Annotated in this window: 12 protein-coding genes; 6 read left to right on the forward strand and 6 right to left on the reverse strand. The window is 68.5% G+C overall.

The features are described from left to right. Positions 1–41: 41 nt before the first annotated feature. A complete protein-coding gene (locus tag I71_RS00530; protein ID WP_211098350.1) occupies positions 42–6,461 on the forward strand; it encodes a calcium-binding protein in 6,420 nt (2,139 codons plus the stop codon). 259 nt (positions 6,462–6,720) lie between these two features. On the opposite strand, the gene I71_RS00535 is transcribed toward I71_RS00530, so the two are convergent. The 3 genes from I71_RS00535 to gmd all read right to left on the reverse strand — a co-directional run bounded on the left by I71_RS00535 (position 6,721) and on the right by gmd (position 9,319). Next, positions 6,721–7,149 (reverse strand): hypothetical protein, encoded by a 429-nt coding sequence (locus I71_RS00535; RefSeq protein ID WP_042688641.1) that lies wholly within the window; start codon positions 7,147–7,149, stop codon positions 6,721–6,723. A 44-nt stretch (positions 7,150–7,193) separates the two neighbouring features. Beyond that, positions 7,194–8,174 (reverse strand): GDP-mannose 4,6-dehydratase, encoded by a 981-nt coding sequence (locus I71_RS00540; RefSeq protein ID WP_244433528.1) that lies wholly within the window; start codon positions 8,172–8,174, stop codon positions 7,194–7,196. Positions 8,175–8,236: 62 nt separating this feature from the next. Further along, positions 8,237–9,319, reverse strand: coding sequence for a GDP-mannose 4,6-dehydratase (gene gmd, locus I71_RS00545; protein ID WP_042688643.1), 1,083 nt, complete (start codon positions 9,317–9,319; stop codon positions 8,237–8,239). 273 nt (positions 9,320–9,592) lie between these two features. Between gmd and I71_RS00550 the strand changes: the two genes are divergently transcribed. Genes I71_RS00550 through I71_RS34700 form a run of 3 tightly spaced genes read left to right on the forward strand, consistent with a single transcriptional unit; the run spans position 9,593 to position 13,259 of the window. Further along, the gene (locus tag I71_RS00550; protein WP_042688644.1) at positions 9,593–11,527 is read left to right on the forward strand and encodes a tetratricopeptide repeat protein; all 1,935 of its coding nucleotides are present in this window, start codon (positions 9,593–9,595) and stop codon (positions 11,525–11,527) included. A 54-nt stretch (positions 11,528–11,581) separates the two neighbouring features. After that, positions 11,582–12,340, forward strand: a complete 759-nt coding sequence (locus tag I71_RS00555; protein WP_042688645.1) for a class I SAM-dependent methyltransferase — start codon at positions 11,582–11,584, stop codon at positions 12,338–12,340. Continuing rightward, positions 12,333–13,259: a class I SAM-dependent methyltransferase gene (locus I71_RS34700; RefSeq protein WP_049975833.1), complete on the forward strand. Its 927-nt coding sequence runs from the start codon at positions 12,333–12,335 to the stop codon at positions 13,257–13,259. Before I71_RS00555 ends, I71_RS34700 begins: the two co-directional genes overlap by 8 nt. Positions 13,260–13,303: 44 nt before the next feature. On the opposite strand, the gene I71_RS00565 is transcribed toward I71_RS34700, so the two are convergent. After that, a complete protein-coding gene (locus I71_RS00565) occupies positions 13,304–14,437 on the reverse strand; it encodes a glycosyltransferase family 4 protein (protein WP_049975834.1) in 1,134 nt (377 codons plus the stop codon). 265 nt (positions 14,438–14,702) lie between these two features. On the opposite strand from I71_RS00565, the gene I71_RS00575 reads away from it, so the two are divergent. Both I71_RS00575 and I71_RS00580 read left to right on the forward strand, forming a co-directional pair. Then, a complete protein-coding gene (locus I71_RS00575) occupies positions 14,703–16,034 on the forward strand; it encodes a glycosyltransferase family 10 domain-containing protein (protein ID WP_042688648.1) in 1,332 nt (443 codons plus the stop codon). A 152-nt stretch (positions 16,035–16,186) separates the two neighbouring features. Beyond that, positions 16,187–18,037, forward strand: coding sequence for a tetratricopeptide repeat protein (locus tag I71_RS00580; protein WP_042688649.1), 1,851 nt, complete (start codon positions 16,187–16,189; stop codon positions 18,035–18,037). 77 nt (positions 18,038–18,114) lie between these two features. Here the strand turns inward: I71_RS00580 and I71_RS00585 are convergent, their stop codons facing one another. Further along, on the reverse strand, positions 18,115–18,804 hold the full coding sequence (locus tag I71_RS00585; RefSeq protein WP_049975835.1) for a formyltransferase family protein: 690 nt from the start codon (positions 18,802–18,804) through the stop codon (positions 18,115–18,117). Between the two features lie 44 nt (positions 18,805–18,848). Continuing rightward, entirely contained in the window at positions 18,849–20,030 is a 1,182-nt protein-coding gene (locus I71_RS00590) for a glycosyltransferase family 4 protein (RefSeq protein ID WP_042688650.1), read from the reverse strand. Between the last annotated feature and the right edge of the window lie 253 nt (positions 20,031–20,283).

Consider the following 20,283-nt stretch of genomic DNA (forward strand, 5'->3'; position numbering starts at 1 on the left):
CGAGCCGGCTCGACCATCCGGTTTCGCTGCTTGAGACGCTGGTGGGTGGCGCCGGGACCGATGTCGTCAGCCTGGACAGCGTCGGCAACACCGTGCAGGTCTCGCTGCTGGAGACGCTGGTGGGCGGCATCGGTACCGACATCGTCACGCTGGCGGGGACGCTCGGCGCGACGCTGCAGGTCTCGCTGCTTGAGACGCTGGTGGGCGGCGATGGCACCGATGTCGTCAGCCTGGGCAGCGCCGGCAGCACTCTGGCGGTCGCGGGTCTGGAGACGCTGGTGGGCGGCGATGGCACCGATGTCGTCACCATCGGCTCGGCCGGTTCGACCCTGCTGGTCGGCGGGATCGAGACGCTGATCGGCGGCGTCGGCACCGACGTGGTCACCATCGGCACGGCCGGGTCTACCCTGGTGATCGGCGGGATCGAGACGCTGACCGGCGGGGCCGGCACCGATGTCGTCACCATCGGCTCTGCAGGCGGCACGCTGACGGTGACCGACATCGAGACGCTGATCGGCGGCGTCGGCACCGACATGGTCTATCTGGCGACCACAGGCACCACCGTCACGCTGACGAACATCGACATCGTGGTCGGTAGCAGTGCCAATGACGCGGTGACTCTGGCCAATCCGGGCGGCAACACCGTCCAGCTGGTCGGGATCGAAACGCTGACCGGCAGCATCGGTAACGATGTGCTGATGCTGGGCAGCGGTGGCGGAACGGTCATGGTCTCGCTGTTTGAAACCGTGACCGGCGGTACCGGCCTGGACGTCATCAGCATTGGCACGGCCGGCAGCACGCTGGCGGTGTGCGCCGTGGAGACGCTGACCGGCGGCGTCGGCACCGATGTCATCACCCTCTGCCCGAATGGCAACACCGTTCTGGTGTCGGCTGTTGAAACGCTGGTCGGCAGCACGAGCACCGATGTCGTGACGCTGGGCACGGCCGGCAACACGCTCCTGGTGTCGCTGCTGGAGACGCTGACCGGCGGTGTCGGCACCGATGTCGTGACGCTGGGCACGGCCGGTACCACCTTGCTGGCGACCGGGCTGGAGACGCTGACCGGCGGTGCCGGCACCGATCTGGTGTTCATCGGCCTGACCGGCAGCACCCTCTTGGTGTCTGGCATCGAGACGCTGGTCGCCGGGGCGAACATCGACACGGCGAATACGTCGGTTGACATCGTGACGCTGTCGTCCATCGGCAACACCATCCTCCTGCGCGGCCTGGAGACGCTGATCGGCGGGGCCGGCACCGACGTCGTCACCATCGGCGACACCGGCACCACCATGCTGATGTCGAATGTCGAGACGCTGAGCGGCGGCACCGGCATCGACGTCATCAGCCTGGGCGCGGCCGGCAACACCCTGGTGCTGAGCGGCCTGCTGGAGACGCTGACCGGCGGCGTCGGCACCGACGTCGTCACCCTGGGTTCCGCCGGCTCGACCTTGCTGGTCGACGCGCTTGAGACGATTGTCGGCGGTACGGGTTCGGAACTGATCTATCTCGGGACGGCCGGCAACACGGTTCTGGCGTCCGGCATCGACATCCTGGTCGGCGGTGTGGGCACCGACGTCGTGACGCTGGGCACGGCCGGCAACACGCTGCTGCTGCGCGGCATCGAGACGCTGACCGGCAATGTCGGCACCGACGTGCTGACGCTGGGCAACACGGCCAACACGGCGACGGTCTCGCTGTTCGAGACGATCGTCGGCGGCACCGCCTCCGATGCCATCATGCTGGGCACGGCTGGCAACACCGTCCTGGTCTCGGCCATCGAGACGCTGACCGCTGGCGTCGGCACCGATGTCGTTACCCTCGCCTCGGCCCTGGGCAACACCATGCTGGTGTCCGGCCTGGAGACCCTGACCGGTCAGGCCGGCACCGATGCCATCGCGCTGGGCACGGCCGGCAACACCGTTCTGGTGTCGCTGCTGGAGACGCTGACCGGCGGTATCGGCACCGACGTCATCACGCTCGGTTCGGCCGGCACCACCTTGCTGGCGACCGGGCTGGAGACGTTGACCGGCGGTGCCGGCACCGATCTGGTGTTCATCGGCCTGACCGGCAGCACCCTGCTGGTGTCCGGCATCGAGACGCTGGTCGCCGGGGCGAACATCGACACGGCGAATACGTCGGTCGACATCGTGACGCTGTCGTCCATCGGCAACACCATCACCTTGCGCGGTCTGGAGACGCTGATCGGCGGGGCCGGCACCGACGTCGTCACCATCGGCGACACCGGCACCACCATGCTGATGTCGAATGTCGAGACGCTGAGCGGCGGCACCGGCATCGACGTCATCAGCCTGGGCACGGCCGGCAACACCCTGGTGCTGAGCGGCCTGCTGGAGACGCTGACCGGTGGCATCGGCACCGACGTGATCACGATCGGTTCGGCTGGCGGCACGCTGCTTGCCAGCGGTCTTGAGACGATCGTCGGCGGCACGGGTCTGGAACTTGTGTTCCTCGGCACGGCCGGGTCGACGGTCTCGGTGTCGGGCATTGACACCCTGATCGGCGGCGTCGGCACGGACGTCGTGACCTTCGGCACCTCCGGCAACACGCTGCTGCTGCGCGGCATCGAGACGCTGATCGGTAACGTCGGCACCGACATCCTGACGCTGGGCGACACGGGCAACACGGCGGCGGTCTCGCTGTTCGAGACGGTCATCGGCGGCACCGCCACCGACGTCATCGCCATCGGCACCAGCGGCAACACCCTGTTCGTCTCGGGCATCGAGACGCTGACAGGCTCCGTCGGCACCGATGTCATCACCATCGGCTCGGTCCTCGGCAACACCATCCTGGTGTCCGGCCTTGAGACCCTGACCGGTCAGGTCGGCACCGACGTCGTCCGTCTGGGCACCGCCGGCAACACCATCCTGGTGTCGCTGCTGGAGACCCTGACCGGTGGGGTTGGCACCGACGTCGTCACGCTCGGCACCGTGGGCGGCACCCTGCTGGCCTCGGGCATCGAGACGATCACCGGCGCTTCGGGTACGGACCTCGTCTTCCTGGGTTCGGCCGGCAACACGGTCCTGGCTTCCGGTCTGGAGTTCCTGATCGGCGGCGCGGGCAGCGACACCGTCACCCTGGGCACCTCTGGCAACACGGTCATCGTCCGTGGCCTTGAGAGCCTGACGGGCGATGTCGGCACCGACGTCATCACCATCGGCGATACCGGCACCACCATGGTGGTCTCGGGCATCGAGACGCTGGCCGGCGGCACCGGCATCGACGCCATCACGCTGGGCGCGGGCGGCAACAACCTGCTGATCTCGGGTCTGGAGACCGTGACCGGCGGCGCCGGTGTCGACGTGGTCACCATCGGTTCGTCCGGCGGCACGCTGCTTGCCAACGGTCTTGAGACGATCGTCGGCGGCACGGGTTCGGAACTGGTGTTCCTCGGCTCGGGCGGTTCGACGGTCGTGGTGTCGGGCGTCGACATCCTGATCGGCGGTGTGGGCACCGACGTCGTGACGCTGGGCACGGCCGGCAACACGCTGCTGCTGCGCGGCATCGAGACGCTGACCGGCAATGTCGGCACCGACGTGCTGACGCTGGGCAACACGGCCAACACGGCGACGGTCTCGCTGTTCGAGACGATCGTCGGCGGTGCGTCCATCGATGCGATCACCATCGGCACCACGGGCGGCACGCTGCTGGTCTCCGCTCTGGAGATGCTGACGGGCAGCACGCTCTCCGACGTCGTCACGCTGGGTTCGTCCGGCAACACCCTCGCGGTGACGCTGGTCGAGACGCTGACGGGCGGCGCGGCCACCGACGTCGTGACGCTGGGCACGACCGGCAACACCCTGCTGGTTTCGGGCCTTGAGACCATCACCGGTTCCACCGCCACCGATCTGATCACCATCGGCACGGCCGGCAGCACGCTGCTCGCCAACCTGCTGGAGACGGTGACCGGCGGTTCGGGCACCGACGTGATCTTCCTGGGGTCGGGTGGCAACACCATCCTGGCGTCGGGCATCGAGATCCTGGTCGGCAGCACCAACACCGACGTCGTGACGCTGGGCACGGCGGGCAACACCCTGATCCTGCGTGGCCTGGAGACCCTGACCGGCTCCGTCGGCACCGACGTCGTCACCATCGGCGACACCGGGACCACCATGCTGGCGTCCGGGATCGAGACGCTGATCGGCGGTTCGGGCCTCGACCTGATCTCGCTGAGCACGGCCGGCAACACGATGCTGGTTTCGGGTCTTGAGACCCTGAGCGGCAGCGTGGGCACCGACATCATCACGCTGGGCACCGTGGGCAACACCCTGGTGGCCAACGCGCTGGAGACCCTCACCGGCGGTGCCGGTTCGGACCTGGTGTTCCTGGGTTCGGCGGGTTCGACGCTGCTGGCGTCCGGCCTGGAGATCCTGGTCGGCGGCACGGGCGTCGATGTGGTCACCTTCGGCACGGCCGGCAACACGGTGCTGCTGCGCGGCATCGAGACGCTGACCGGCGGTGTGGGTACCGACGTCATCACGCTGGGCAACACGGCCAACTCGCTGATCGTCAACGGCATCGAGACGCTGATCGGTGGCCTCGCCTCCGACATCGTCACGCTGGGCACGGCGGGCAACACCCTGCTGGTTTCGGGTCTTGAGACCCTGACCGGTGGCGTGGGCACCGACATCGTCACCATCGGCTCGGCCGGCGGTACGCTGCTGGTGAGCGGCATCGAGACGCTGGTCGGCGGCACGGGCCTTGAGGTGATCTTCACCAGCACGGCCGGGTCGACCCTGACCGTCTCGGGTGCGGACTTCGTGATCGGCGGTGTCGGCACCGACGTCCTGACCCTGGGTACGGCTGGCAACACCAGCATCGTCCGCGGCATCGAGACGCTGATCGGCGGCGTTGGCACCGACGTCATCACCCTGGGTGACACCGGCAACACGCTGACCGTGGATGTCATCGGTACGGCAGCCAACGGCCTGGAAATCCTGGTCGGCGGCACCGGCACCGACGTGGTGACCATCGGCACCGCGGGCACGACCCTGCTGACCCGCGGCATCGAGACGCTGATCGGCGGTGTTGGCACCGACGTCATCACGCTGGGTGACACGGTGAACACCATCACCGTGACGGGCATCGAGTCGCTGACCGGCGGTGCGAACACCGACATCGTCTTCACCGCCACCACCGGCGTGACGATGACGGTCTCGGGCGTCGAGTTCCTGGTCGGCGGCACCGGTTCGGATGTCGTGACCCTGGGCTCCTCGGGCAACACCATCATCACCCGCGGCATCGACACCCTGTCGGGCGGTGCGGGCAGCGACCTGGTGTTCCTGGGCGACACCGGCGTCACCATGACGTTGGGTTCGGGCATCGAGATCCTGGTCGGCGGCGCCGGCACGGATGTGCTGATCCTCGGCACCTCGGGCACGACCCTGCTGACCCGTGCGGTCGAGACCCTGGTCGGCGGCGTCGGCACCGACGTCATCACCCTGGGCGACACGCCGAACACGGTCACCGTGTCGGGTGTGGATACCCTGGTGGGCGGTGCGAACACCGACATCGTCTTCACCGGTTCGGCCGGCGTGACGATGACGGCGTCTGGCGTCGAGTTCCTGGTCGGCGGCACCGGTTCGGACGTCGTGACCTTGGGTGGGACGGGCAACACCGTCATCACCCGCGGCATCGACACGATGATCGGCAGTGCCGGCAGCGACCTGGTGTTCCTGGGCGACACCGGCGTCACCATGCGGGCCGAGACCGGGATCGAGATCCTGGTCGGCGGCGCCGGCTCGGATGTCGTCAGCCTCGGCGACAACGGCAACACGGTGCTGCTGCGTGGCATCGAGACGCTGACCGGCGGTACCGGCAACGACGTGATCACGCTGGGCAACACCGGTGTGACGATGTCGGTCTCCGGCATCGAGACGCTGATCAGCGGCACCGGCACCGACGTGATCACGGTCACGGGTGGTGCGGGCATCCGCTTCCAGGCCGGTACGGGCGACAGCCTGACCCTGGCCCCGGGCGGCGGCACCGACACGGTCGTCTACTCGTCCTTCACCGACATCTCGGCGCTGGGCGCGAACAGCGGCTTCGTCTCGGTCTCGAACTTCCAGTCGGGCACCGACAAGGTGCAGCTGACCGGTGCGGCCCGGACCGATGCGGACAAGAACGGCGATGCCTCGCTCTCGACGGCCTCTGCGGCGACCAACGGCGTGAACGTCAGCTCCAACGAGCTGGTGAGCCTGACCTCGGTCGTCAGCGGCAGCCTGACGGATGCGACCCTCGCCAATTTCCGCACGGCGCTGGGAACGCTGACGAACTCGTCGGCTGGTGCGAGCACGCTGGTTCTGGCCAACAACGGCACCAGCTCCGGCCTGTACCAGGTGGTCGACACCAACGGCGACGGCCAGGTGGCCGCCACCGAGGTCCGGCTGCTCGGCGTCTACAACGGCACGGTCCTCTCGCTCTCCGACATCAACCTCGGTTGATGACGGCGGCCTGAGCCAAGCCAAGGGTAAGGGAGGGGGCGTCCGCAAGGGCGCCCCTTTCTCTTTGGGCGTTCCTGCCGATTGCGAGCTTGTGCGACTGTCCCATGCCGCCCGGCTTCCACGGCCACCGGGCAGCCACCGGGGCGGGATCATGAAAAAGGCGGCGGCCGGTTACCCGGCCGCCGCCTTTTTTCGGTTCGTCGTCATGTCCGTCGCGTCGCAGCTCGGCGGCGCGTGGGAGCAGTGCGTGGGGTAGGAATCAGTGTGGGGGCAACGCCGACAGGCGGTCGGCCATCCGCAGGACGCCTTGGGCCAGCCGGACGATGGCGGGAGAGCCGATGAACAGCTCGCGCAGGGCCGCCCCTTCGCCGAAGCGCAGGACAAAGCCGTTCGGGTTGAAGATCACAGCGATCTTGGCCGCTTCCGAAAGGACATGCTGGGTGCGTCCCTGGAACACGGCATCCAGGATCGATCTGGCCAGTTCGCGGGCATCCTCGACATCCAGGGAGGCGATGTCCGGCCCCAGCCGGCTTTCGTTGAACAGGAAGACGCCCTCCAGCCGCACGGTGCCGCCGTCCGGCGCTTCGCCTTCATGCAAGGCGATGTGGGACAGGAACTTGCCGTCGGGAAACAGGACGGTGCGGTCGTCCACCTCGATGTTGATGACGAGTTTGCTCCTGGCCGACATCGGGCGGGCTTTCCTCGGAAGGCTGTTCTGGAGAGGGGATCTTCTCAGGCGACCGACCGGCGTGCCATTTCGGCGTCCGCCAGTCCGGTGACCACCTGGGCCATGCGGCGTTCGGCACGCCATCCCAGCATCCGCTCCGCCTTGGCGGAGTTGCCCAGGCTGAAGGCGATGTCCGACGGGCGCAGCAGGTCCGGATTGCCGCTGACATGGCGGCGCCAGTCCAGGCCGAAATAGGAGAAGGCCTGGGCGACGAAATCCTCCAACCGGTTCGCCTCGCCGGTGGCGATCACGAAATCATGGGGCTCGTCCAGGGCCAGCATGCGGGCCATGGCATCGACATATTCCGGAGCCCATCCCCAGTCGCGGGCGATCGACAGCGTTCCCAGCTCCAGCTTGTCGGTCTTGCCCTCGGCGATGTCGGCGGCCCCGCGGATGATCTTCTGCGTGACGTAGCGGGTGGGCCGCAACGGCGATTCATGATTGAACAGGATGCCGGAGCAGGCGAACAGGCCGTAGGCCTCGCGGTAGTTGGCGACCGCCCAGAAGGCGGCGGCCTTGCCGACGCCATAGGGGCTGCGCGGGTGGAAGGGGGTCGATTCGTCCGCCGGCGCCTCGGTGTTGCCGAAGCATTCGCTGGAGCAGGCGCTGTAGAAGCGGGTGTCCAGGCCCAGGAAGCGGACCGCTTCCAGGATGTTGATAGTGCTGGAGATGGTGCTGTTCAGCGTCTCGACCGGCTGCTCGAAGGACAGCCCGACCGAGGCCTGGCTGGCGAGATTGTAGATCTCGGCCGGCCGGACACGGGCGATGACCTCGACCACGCTGCGGAAGTCGGTCAGCACGGAGGAATGGAGGATCACCCGGCCGAAGATGCCGAGCCGCCGCAGGTTGGCGAAGCCCGCCATCTCCCGGTCGCGCGAGGTGCCGTGAACCGCATAGCCCTTATCCAGCAGAAGCTGGGCGAGATAGGCGCCGTCCTGGCCCGAAACGCCGAAGATCAGTGCGGTCTTCGGCTCGCTTCGGGTCATTCCTCCAATGGTCATGGAACGGCGCCTACATCGGTTACTGGGCGGTCGCGGGGCAGCTTGTGTCAGCGGTGATCGTCGCCGCCGGCCAGGAGACGCATGTCGGACTCGACCATCTCCCGGACCAGATCGCGGAAGGCGGTGGTGTGGGTCCAGCCCAGCTTCGCGCGCGCCTTGCTGGGGTCGCCCAGCAGCAGGTCGACCTCGGTCGGGCGGAAATAGCGCGGGTCGATGCGGACCACCACCTTGCCGGTCTTCCGGCAGAGGCCTTCCTCGTCCACGCCTTCGCCGCGCCATTCGATCCCGCGGCCGACATGGCCGAAGGCCAGCTCGACGAACTCGCGCACGCTGTGGGTCTCGCCGGTGGCCAGCACGTAATCGTCCGGCTCGTCCTGCTGCAGGATGCGCCACATGCCCTCGACATAGTCGCGTGCATGGCCCCAGTCGCGCTTGGCATCCAGGTTGCCCAGATAAAGGCAATCCTGCTTGCCCTGCTCGATGCTGGCCACCGCGCGGGTGATCTTGCGGGTGACGAAGGTCTCGCCGCGGGTCGGGCCTTCATGGTTGAACAGGATGCCGTTGTTGGCGTGCATGCCGTAGGCCTCGCGGTAGTTCACCGTGATCCAGTAGGCGTACAGCTTGGCCGCGGCATAGGGACTGCGCGGGTAGAAGGGCGTGGTCTCCCGCTGCGGCGTCTCCTGGACCTTGCCGTACAGCTCCGAGGTGGAGGCCTGATAGAAGCGCGTCGTCTTCTCCAGCCCCAGGATGCGGATCGCTTCCAGAAGGCGCAGCGTGCCGATGCCGTCGGCATTGGCGGTGTATTCCGGCGTCTCGAAGCTCACATGCACATGGCTTTGGGCCGCCAGATTGTAGATCTCGGTCGGCTGCACCTGCTGGACCAGGCGGATCAGGTTGGTGCTGTCCGTCAGGTCGCCGTAATGCATGAAGAAGCGGACGTCCTCCTCATGCGGATCCCGGTAGAGATGCTCCACCCGGCCGGTGTTGAAGGAGGACGACCGGCGCTTGATGCCATGGACGATATAGCCCTTCCCCAGCAGAAGCTCGGCAAGATACGCGCCATCCTGGCCAGTGGCGCCGGTGATGAGGGCAATTTTGCGCAAAGGACCGACCCTTGATCTGTACGGCATTGATGATCGGGCACTATCCTCAAAGGATCCGGGCAAGGCAAGGGGCGTTGCGCCCGGCCCCGGAGAAGGCACGGGGCCATGTTGCCGCGGTGCCGGCTTTCCGGCAGGTCAAGGGAGAAGCCTTAGAGGGAGAAGCCGTCGGGCGGCACGAACGGAGTTGAAGCGCCTATCGCGGAACGATAGGGTGCGCGCCGAACGGGCCGGCCATCCCCGGCGGCCCCGGTCGGGTGCGGCCGCGGGGCCGGGGCCGGAGGCCGCACAGCACGGATCGTCATGGCTACCGTTGCCGAAGCATTGCAAATCGCCGTGGGGCTCCATCGCGCCGACCGCCTGGACGAAGCCCGCGCCGTCTATCTGCGCATTCTGGAGGCCGACCCGCGCAACGCCCATGCCCTGCATCTGCTGGGCCTGATCGAGCGGCGCCAGGACCGGCGGGACAAGGCGCTGGAGCTGATCCGCGCGGCTCTCGGCATCGCGCCGGAGATGGCGGATGCCGCCTGCAACCTCGGCAGCACGTTGTCCGAACTGGGGCAGGTCGATGCCGCCGCCGCGGCGTACCGCCGGGCGATTCAGCTCGATCCGGCGTTGGAGGGGGCGCATCTGGCGCTTGCCGCCCTGCTGGGCGGGCGTGGCGGCCCGCGCGACTGGGCGACGGCCGCCATGGCCTATCGCCGCGCCTTGCGGCTGAATCCCCAGCGTCCCGAAAGCTATCACGACCTCGGCATCGCGTTGCGCCAGGACGGGGCGGTGGAGGAGGGGCAGGCAAGCCAGCGGAATGCGCTCGCCCTGAATCCGGGCTTTGCCAGCGCCCATATGAATCTTGGCAATCTGCTGATCGAGGTCGGCCGGATCGACGACTCCCTGATCTGCTTGCGCCGGGCGCTGCTGCTCCAGCCGGGGCAGGGCAGTACACTCTACAACCAGGGCAATGCCCAGCATGCCGCCGGACTGGCCGATGCGGCGGTCGAGAGCTATGCCGGTGCGGCGCGTGCCGGGGTCGGTCTGGCGTTGACCCGGCTGGCCGACGTGCTGACCGGCCTTGACCGGCTGGCGGAGGCGGAACAGGTGCTGCGGCTGGCGCTGACCCGGCCGGGCACCGACGTGCCCGGCGCCATCGACATGCTGTCGGCCCTGCTGGCGCGCCAGGGGCGCCATGAGGAGGCGCGGCGCTTCTTCGCCGACTACCGCTATCCGCATGCCGCCGATCCCAAGGCTTTCCGCCTCGAATGCCTGACCGCGGTGGCCGAGAACTGGCTGGCGGCCGGCGAGGTCGACCGCGCGGTGGAGGTGCTGGCCGGCGTGCACGGCCATGGCAGCCGCTTCTTCACCGTGAAGTCGATCGCCGGGCTGCGGCAGTCCCTGGCCCGGCGGGGCCTGCAGCTGGAGCGGCCGGCCAACCCCGACCCGTCCCTGCCGCGCCTCTGCTCATCCACCCTGGCGACCCATGGCCGCTTCGCCCACAATGTGCTGGAATATGTGCTTGTGCGGCTCTATGCCGAGAAATTCGGCTACCGGCTGGAGACGCCGGACTGGGTCGGCGGCTATTACTTCGACCTGGACGATCCCAGGCCCGGCGGCGGGCTGAAGCCGCTGCATTTCGGCCGGCGCATCCTGAACGATCTGGTGACCGGGCGGCGCGACGACCCGCGTCCGGACGTCGACATCCTGTCGCCGCTGTTCCTCTTCGAGTACCGCGAGGCGTGGCGCGAGCGCGTGCAGTCCTGGCTGCGGCCGCGGCCGGAATGGCTGCCGCATGTCGATCCGGTGATGCAGGCGTTGAAGGCCCGCGGCAACACGGTGGTGGCCCTGCACATCCGCCGCGGCGACTTCGTCTGGTTCCGCTACACCATCACCGAAACCTCCTGGTACGTCGACTGGCTGAAGGCGCTGTGGCCGACGCTGGACCGGCCGGTGCTCTACATCGCCACCGACGATCCGGCGACCATCGGCGACTTCGCCGAATTCGCCCCGGTCTCCCTCGCCGATCTGGCGAAGGACGGGGCGGTGGAACCGTGGAGGGGGCTGGAGTTCCTGCAGGATTTCCACGTGCTGATGAACGCCGATGTCCTGGGCGTCAGCGCCCAGAGCGGCTACAGCCAGCTGGCGGCCCTGCTGAACCGCAACGCCCGCCTGTTCGTCGAACCGGATGCGGCGGCACGGCGGATCAGGCCCTATTCCCCCTGGACGGCGTCGGCCGGCACTCCTTAAGACCATCACCATCACGACCAACGCGACGCCCTCAGCGGGCGGGAGGGCAGCCCCATGGATCTCGCGACCAAGGAATTCTACGACGACTTCTGGCCCCGTTTCGTGCCGATCTACGACGAGACCAAGAAGTACATGCTGGAGACGCTGAGCGAGCGGCAGATCGGCCGGGCGCTGGATGCCGGCTGCGGCCACGGCATCTGCTCCGTCATCCTCTCGGAAATGGCGGAGCGGGTGGTGTCGGTCGACGTGTCGTCGGACAGCCTCGCCACCGCCCGCCAGCAGGCCCAGCGCTTTGGCCGCGACAACATCGAGTTCCACCACCAGGATCTCCAGGAACTGGACCACGGACTGGGGCCGTTCGATCTGGTCTGGTGCTGGGGGGTGGCGATGATGGCGCCCGACCCGATGAAGGTGATGCGCAACCTGATGGCCGTCACCAAGCCGGGCGGTACCGTCTATCTCGGCCTCTACCTGAAGACCTGGCTGTCGCCGGTGCATGAGGGCGTGCGCCATTTCTGCCGCGCCTACATGGACACGCCGGCCCGGCGCAAGCTGGTCGGCGGCTTCTTCACCGGCCTGACCAAGCTCGCCTGCCTGCTGAAGGGGCAGGAGATCAACCGCCGCGCCGACAACGTGTCGATCCAGGCCCAGGTCGAGGACTGGTATTATCCGCCCTACAAGACCTTCTATTCGATCGAGGAGATCGTCGCGCTGTTCGAGCGCAACGGCTTCAAGGCGGAGTGCATCCAGGACCGTCTGGGCCGGATGAAAAGCGCCACCATCTTCGTGATCCGGGCGACGAAGAATGCCTGAGGCGGCGGCGGGACAGGAGAGCCGCATTGCCCCCCCCGACTGGGAGGAGCTGGGCCGGCTGCTGTCCCGCGGCTACATCGACAGCGGCTTCATCGGCGGCGTCACCCGCGTGCCGGTCGCCGACGTCGTGCGCGACATGCTGTCGGAGGCACGCGCCGACGAACAGGTGGCGGAGCTGCGGCGCACCGCGGCGGCGGCCGGCGTCGATGCCGGCCGGGCCCGCATCCTGGAGGTCGGGTCCGGCTGCGGCATGACCGTGGTGCGCGGACGCACGGCCCATGGGCTGGACATCCACGGCATCGAGCCCAGCATGGGCGAATACAGCTCCACGCTCGACGTCTGCCGCCGGCTGATCGACCATTACGGCCTGCCGGCCGACGCGGTGCGCGACGCCACCGGCGAGGCGATCCCCTTCCCGGACGCCAGCTTCGACATCGTCTATTCCTCCAACGTGCTGGAGCATGTCGGCGATCCGGCGGCGGTGCTGGACGAGGCGCTGCGCGTGCTGAAGCCGGGCGGGCTGCTGCTGATCGTGGTGCCCAATTACGGCTCTTGGTGGGAGGGGCATTACGGCATCCTGTGGCTGCCGCGGATGCCGGCCGGGCTGGCGAAGCTCTATGTCCGGCTGTTCGGGCGCGACCCGGCCTATGTCGACACCCTCAACCTGATCGACCGTCCCTGGTTCGACCGCTGGCTCGGCCGCCATCCCGGTCGGCTGGAGGTGCTGGACTGGGGCTGGAGCGTCTTCGAACAACGCCTGCGCACGTTGGGCTTCGGCGACTGGGCGGCGCTGTCGGTCGCCAAGCGCATCGTCACCTTCGTCCACCGCTCCGGCCTGCTGGAGCCGGCGATCTGGCTGGCCCGGCGCCTGCATTGGGAAACGCCGATCATCTTCGTGGCGCGCAAGCGGCCGGGCTGACCGGCCTGCCGCCTGTGCGCCGTTGCCCTGTGCCGCCTGTCCGGTCAGCGCCCTGTCCGGTAGAGGGCGATCAGCGATTTCCATTCCAGCGCCCGGTTCTCCCAGCGGTAATTGGCGCAGATCGCCTGGCGCTGGTGCCGCAGCGACGCCTCGAGATCAGCTCCGTCGCCGTCGCTCCACTGCCTGATCTTGGCGACCAGGGCCTCGGTGAAGGCCTTCTCGAACGGATGGCCGCCCTCTCCGTAGGGGATCGTGGTGGCGAAGCCGGCGGTGCTTTCCGGCAGGGCGCCGCGGTCGGTGCAGACCAGGCTGCAGCCGGCGGCGAGCGCCTCGATGGGGGCGATGCCGGAGGTTTCCTCGAAGGCGGTGGGGTAGGCGACGATGGCGGTGTTCATCAGCCGCTCGGTCAGGCGGGCATGGGACAGCGGGCCGCGGTAGTCGACGCCCTCCAGCGTCATGCTGCTGAGCCGGCGGTGGATGGGGTCGTTGGCCGGCGCGATGCCGTAGATCGACTGGCCGGAATAGACGGCCAGCGTCGCGGCCGGGCATTCCGCCCGCACCGCCGGCCACAGCGTCAGCAGGGTGTCCAGCCCGCGCGTCGGCGCCGAGACATAGGCCACCTCCAGCGCCGCCCGCCTGGCCTCGAACAGTCCGGCCTCGTCGTCGCGCTGCCGCAGGATGAAGGGATTGCAGGCGTTGCGGATCACATGGCAGCGCTCCGCCGGGACGGTGTCCTTGAACCGCTCCAGAAAGACCCGCTTCTGCCACTCGCTGACGAACACGATGCCGTCGGCGGAGCGCGCATGGTCGGTGTCCAGGTAATGGGCCAGGCATTTCAGGTCGTGGAACCACACGTCGTGCTGGATGTGGACCCACAGGAAGACGGGCACGGAGGGAAGAAACCGCTTCACCGCCGTCACGTTGTCGGCATTGTTGCTGACGATGACCGCATCGACCCCGGCCAGATCCGCAGCGGTGACCTTGGAGCAGTCGATGATCCTGACACCGCTCCGCCGCACGTCCCGGTCGCTGCCGATGGCAAGCGCCACCTCGTGCCCTTCAGCGGCGAGGGTGTCGGACAGGTAGATCAGCGACGAGGCGATCCCGCCCATTCCTTCCGTTTCGCTGTAGGCATCGCTCGCCTTCGTCACGCGGGAGTCGATGATGAGGAGCTTCATGGGTCGAAAGGCCTTTTTCGGAAGGGCGACAGGCTGCGCGGAGGCGGTGGGACGATGCGGGAGTTATAGGACGCCTGCCGGCCGGTTTCATAGCGTCTGCATCCGCCGGATCACGGCGGGCGGATGAGGGGGCCGGATGACGGGGCCGGGCCATGGGCGCTTCATGTTGAAAAGGCGGGCGGACTGTCCGAGATTGCCCCCTCCCATCCCCACCCTCCGCCGCCACGGGCGGGGGAGGCAACCTTCGGATAAGTCAGGCCGATCGATGCGTCAGCGCCTTCAGTTCACCGCCCCGGGCCAGTTCGAGGCCCTGCTGCGGCAGTGCGTCCACCGCCTGTCCGTCGATCCGGCCGATGCCAACCAGTGGTTCGTCCTGGCCCAGGGGCTGGAAGGCGTCAGGCGGGACGGGCAGGCGCTTCGCCTTGCGCGCCGGGCGATGGCCCTGCTTCCCGGCCAGCCCGTGCTGCTGCGTTTCGTCGGGGCGCTGTCCAAGCGCCTCAACCGGCTGGACGAGGCGAAGGACTGCTACGGCGAGCTTTCCCGCCTTCTGCCCGGCGACGGGGAGGCCCTGGCCGAACTGGCCGACATCGACAGCCGGCAGCGCATCCTGAACGCCCCCCTGCGCGTCCGGGCGGAGCCGAAGGGGGCGCCGTCCGCTCCGATCACCGTCAACCTGCTGTACAAATGGTGGGACCAGCCCTGGCTGCGCCAGACCCCCGGCGGCTCCGGGCGCTGGGGAAACCACCAGTTCGTCGCCAACCGGGCGGACGGGCAGTCGGACTGGGTGGTGGTCTACGAGGATCTGGACGTGCCGAGGACGGTGACCTGCCGGCAGGGCAACCTCGTCCTGGCCACCGGGGAGCCGCCGTCCCTGTCCCGCTACAGCCGGGGCTACCTGGACCAGTTCGATCTGGTCGTCACCTCCCATGAGGATCTGGTCCATCCCCGCGTCCTGCTTTCGCAGGTTCCGCTGCCCTGGCACATCGGGCTGTCCGGCGTCGAGGCGTGGCCCGGATCCGGGCCGATCGGCTACGACCTGCTGTCCGGGGTGACGGGGCTGGACAAGGCCTTCGCCGTTTCCGCCATCGTCTCCGACAAGCTGCTCACCGAGGGGCATGTCGTCCGGGCGGAGTTCCTGCGGCGGCTGAAGGCCCTCATGGGGGACAAACTCCATCTGTACGGCCGGGGCTATTGCGAGGTCGCCAACAAATGGGCGGCGATCGCTCCGTACAAATTCCATCTCTGCATCGAGAATTACCAGAGCGCCCATTACTGGACGGAGAAACTCGCCGACGCCTATCTCGGCTGGTCGATCCCGATCTATCACGGCTTCACCAGAGTCGGGGAAGCCTTCGACCCCTCGACCTTCTGCGGGATCGACATCCGCGATCCGGATGCGACATACCGGCGGATCATGGATTTCATGGAGCGGCACCGGGACACCGACGTGTCGGCCCTGCTGGCCCGGCAGCGTGCCGCCGTCCTGAACGGCCACAACATGTTCAACCGTCTGGCCGAGATCTGTGCCGGCGCCACGGGAGGCGCGTGGCGCCAGGTGACCCTTCATCCCGAGGTCTCTTTCCAGACAGGCCGCTGACGATCCGCTCCCAGCTTCAAGGCGGCTGGTTCAATTGACCGGCCAAATTGGCCTGTGCTATGCCGCCGGAAGGGCCGGGGATCGGGCGATGTGCCGTTTTCTTCGCCCAAGCGCCCGCTTTTCCCCTGTTCTTCCCCGGTCAAGGCCACGCCATGGGACATGTCACCGATCGCGCCATCGAACTGTACAAGGCCGGGCGCCGGGACGAGGCGCTGTCCCTGGTCGAGCGGGTGCTGCACGAGGATCCCGGCGACCGCGACGCCCTGAGCCTGGCCGGCGTCATCCTGTACCAGTCGGGCCGGCTGGACGAGGCGGAGCGGACGCTGCATCGGCTGCTTGCCGGCCATCCGCTGTTCGCGCAGGGGCACGTCAATCTGGCGGTGGTGATGGAGGCGCGCGGAGCCAGGCGGGAAGCCATTGGCCATCTGCGCGTCGCCTGCCTGCTGATGCCCGGCGATCCCGAAGTGCACAACCGCCTCGGCAACCTGCTGCACGGGTCCGGCGATTACGGGGCGGCCACGCGCCACATGACCCATGCCGCCCGGCTGTGCCCCACCGATCCCGACCGGCAGGTTCTGCTGGCGGTGGCCCTGCTGTCGCACTGCGACTATGCCCGGGCGGTCGAGGTGCTGACCCCTGTCGTGGCCCGGCAGCCCGGCCATGCCGATGCCTGCAGCCATCTGGCCACGGCCTGGCTTGCGCTCGGCCGTCCGGACCTGGCGGAAGAGACCCTGCTGCCGGCTGGAAGCGACCCATCCGGCGTCCCCTCTCCATCCGGCGGCGCGCCGACGATCGCGCAGCGCGATGTCCTGCTGTCCCGCGCCCGGCTCTACCGCCGGTTTGCCGCCGACCTCCGGCGGCCACACACGCCGGAGGGGTTGCTGGTCCGCGCCCCCTTCTCCGTGCTATCGGGCTACGGCGACTTCGCCCAGCATTTCGTGCGCAGCCTGATGGAATGCGGGACGACCTTGCGGCTGGCCGGGCTGATGGGGGAGGAGAACTGGCGCCCGGCCTTCACCGACCCGATCCTGCAGGCGGCCGCCCGGCGCCTCGGCGATCCGGTGCGGGCGCGGCTGGCGCTCACCGTGCTGACCCCGCCGCTGGTGGAACCGCTTCCCGGCCTGCCGACGGTCAACTACACCATGTTCGAAGGACCGCGCATTCCGGATTCCTGGGCCGCCTGCAACCGGACCCACGAGCTGGTCGTCGTGCCGACCGACTCCTCGCGCCTGGCCTGGATCGCCGCCGGCCATCCGGAAGACCGCGTCCGTGTCTGCCCGCCCGGTATCGCCCCCCATCCGGCCGATGCGGCGGCGCAGCCGCTGCCCATCGTCGGTCCGCGCGGGCGCAGCGTGATGGATTACCGGGTGCGGGTTCTCAACATCTCCGACTTCGTCGCGCGCAAGAATCTCGCCGGGCTGCTGCGGGTCTGGCTGCGCGGCACCCGTGCCGACGACGATGCGATCCTGATCCTGAAGGTGGGAAAGGGCGGGACGTCCCTCATGGGCGAGATGCGCCGTCTGGTCGAGGAGGGCATGCGCGCCACCGGCCGGCAGCTGGATGAGGCGGCCCCCATCGCCCTGCTGACCGACCGCTACGACGATGCGGGAATTGCCGGCCTCTACGCCGTGGCCACCCACTATCTCAGCCTGTCGCATGGCGAGGGGTGGGACCTGCCGATCACCCGCGCCGGCTGCCTGGGGGCCGGGCTGATCGCGCCCCGGCACAGCGCCTACACCGCCTATCTGAACGACCGGGTCGCCCACCTGATCCCCTGCACCACCGGCCCGGCGCTGATGCCCTACAGCAACGCCTATTATCCGCCCTTCCACGGGCTGGACTGGTGGCATCCGGACGAGGATGCCGCGGCCGACATCCTGTCCCGCGTGATCCGCGACCCCGAGGGGGAGCGCCGCGACGCCGCCCGGCATCTGATGGACAATTTCACCTGGGATGCCGCCGCCCGCCGCCTGCTCGACGCCCTCGACGGGGTGGGGCGCTAGAGTGTGATCGCTTCAGACGGAAGCGTCTGAAACGTGACTCGCACGGAAAACCGAAAGCCTGGAGTCTGTCCGATGCTTCAACGGGTACCGGATGGGGTCTCCTTCTCCAGCGCGAAGCTCCGGCCATGCAGGACGATGCGGGGGCGGATCCCTTCCGGCTCAACGCTGCGCAAGGCCCGGATGCGGCGTTCCAGCTCGTCCGCACCGATGTCGGTCGGCAGGGTGCGGAGCGCATCCAGCGCCTTCGCCGTGCAGCGGCGGCTGTGGTCCCAGGCAAGCTCCGTGCGGGGCAAGGGCCGGTCTGTCGCCGCCAGCTGGGGCGCCAGGATCACGAACAGCTGGATCAGCGCCCTATGGGCCTGGTCGATCAGCCAGACCGGGTCTGGATCGGCGGGCAGGGCGAAGCCGAGCGCACCGACGATCGGGCCGGCGTCCACCCGCTCCACCATTTCGTGGGCGGTGACTCCATACTGCGCCACCCCGTCATAGAGTGCGAAGGCGAAGGGGTAGCGGCCGGGATAGGCGGGCGGGGCGGGGTGGAAATTGTAGGAGGGGCCTGACACCCGCCGCAGCAGCTCCGCCGGCACCACGCAGTTGGTCCGGAAGGCGACGAGGCGGTCGACCCGCTCGCATCCGGCCATCGCGGCTTCCAGCTGGGGGCGGTCGGCGGCCGTCACGACGCTCAGCTCGCCGTTGGCTCCGGCGAGGATGGCGGCAAGATGGCGCGCATCCTCGGGCCTTGCCAGCAGGACCAGGGTGGCGGGCATGGCCGGACCTCCTTCCTCAATAATCCCGGCAAAAGCCCCCGGCCTTACTGCGTGGCGTCGACGAACGCCTCGGCGAAGGCGCGCCAGCTGCGTTCGCCGCGGATGAAGGCCTTGGCGCGGGCGGCGCGCGCCCTGGCGGCGGCACGGTCGGCGTAGAGCCGCTCCAGCGCCTCCACCAGCTCGTCGACCGAGGATTCGCCCCAGCCGAAGCGGCTGCCGTCGCGGTCGGCGACCGGGAGCTGATGGTTCAGCGCCAGGCACAGGTCGTCACCCTGGGTCGGGCTCTTCAGCAGGTCGCGGTGGCCGGTGTTGTTGGACAGAATCACCGGAACGCCGCAGGCCATCGCCTCCATGGCGACGAGGTTGGTCGCCCCCTCGCAGCGGTTGGGGAAGACGGCCGCGTGGCAGTCGGCGAGGATGCCGGCGATCTGGTGGCGGCCGAGGAAGCCGAGATCGACAAAGCCCCCCTCGTCGGCGCCGTTCTCGAAGGCCCAGCTCTTCACGTCGATCATGTTGTTGGGCAGGACCCGCGGCCGCTTCGGCGCCAGCGGCGATTCCGCCATCGTCATGCCGACCTCCGGCCAGGCGTTCTGCCAGGCGGTGACCAGCAGCGCGTCGGGATGACGCTGACGGAAGGCCCGGAAGGCGGCCAGCACGATGTCCTGGCCCTTGCGGAACTCCAGCTTGCCGCCGGAGAAGACGACGAAGCGGTCGCCGAAACGGCCGCTCGGCTCGGCCTCGACCATTTCGGTCGGATCGATGCCCTGGAAGGCGAGGCCGACATTGTCGAAGCCCCAGATCTCCAGAAGCTGCCTGTTGTAGGTGGAATGCACGACGATGCGGTCGTACTGGCGGGCGCGGGCCATCACCTCCGGTGTGAAGCGGGTGTCCTCATAGGCGATCACACCGACATTGCGCCGGCCGCGGAAACGCCCGGACGGGCCGCCGGCGGTGAAGCCGTTGCCCAGCGCATGCAGGACGTCGAACTCCTTCAGCAGCAGCATGCGGCCCTTGGCGTTGTCGGCCATGGCGGCGACCTGCTGGTAGGGAGCTTCCAGGGGTTGCAGCCTGGCGCGGTTCTCCGGACGCAGGGTGCCCATCAGCGGCTTTTCCAGCAGCAGCGGCGGCCGTCCGGCATCGGCGAGGTAGAGGGCGGTGTGGACACCCACCAGTCCCCAGCCGTGGACCTCCGTGAGCTGCCAGGTGAAGGCCAAATTCGGAATCATGATGGAAACCCCAGTTCTGGGCGCAAGTCCGGCCGCCGGCGCCGGCGGCGTATATGGCCGGCGGCCCGTATGGCAGCCGCCGGGCGGCGGCCCGGCGAGCGGGCGGACGATCCCGCGCCGGGCCGGCGCTTGTCAAGTCGAGTGGAGCGGACTGGATTCCCCGTCTGCCCGATGCTACGACAGCGACGGCTTTTCATAGCGGCATGGGGCGCAACGGTGCGGACGGAATCGCTTTTCTCCCTGGAGGGCAAAC

Source organism: Azospirillum sp. B506 (assembly GCF_000333595.1).
Taxonomy (GTDB): Bacteria; Pseudomonadota; Alphaproteobacteria; order Azospirillales; family Azospirillaceae; genus Azospirillum.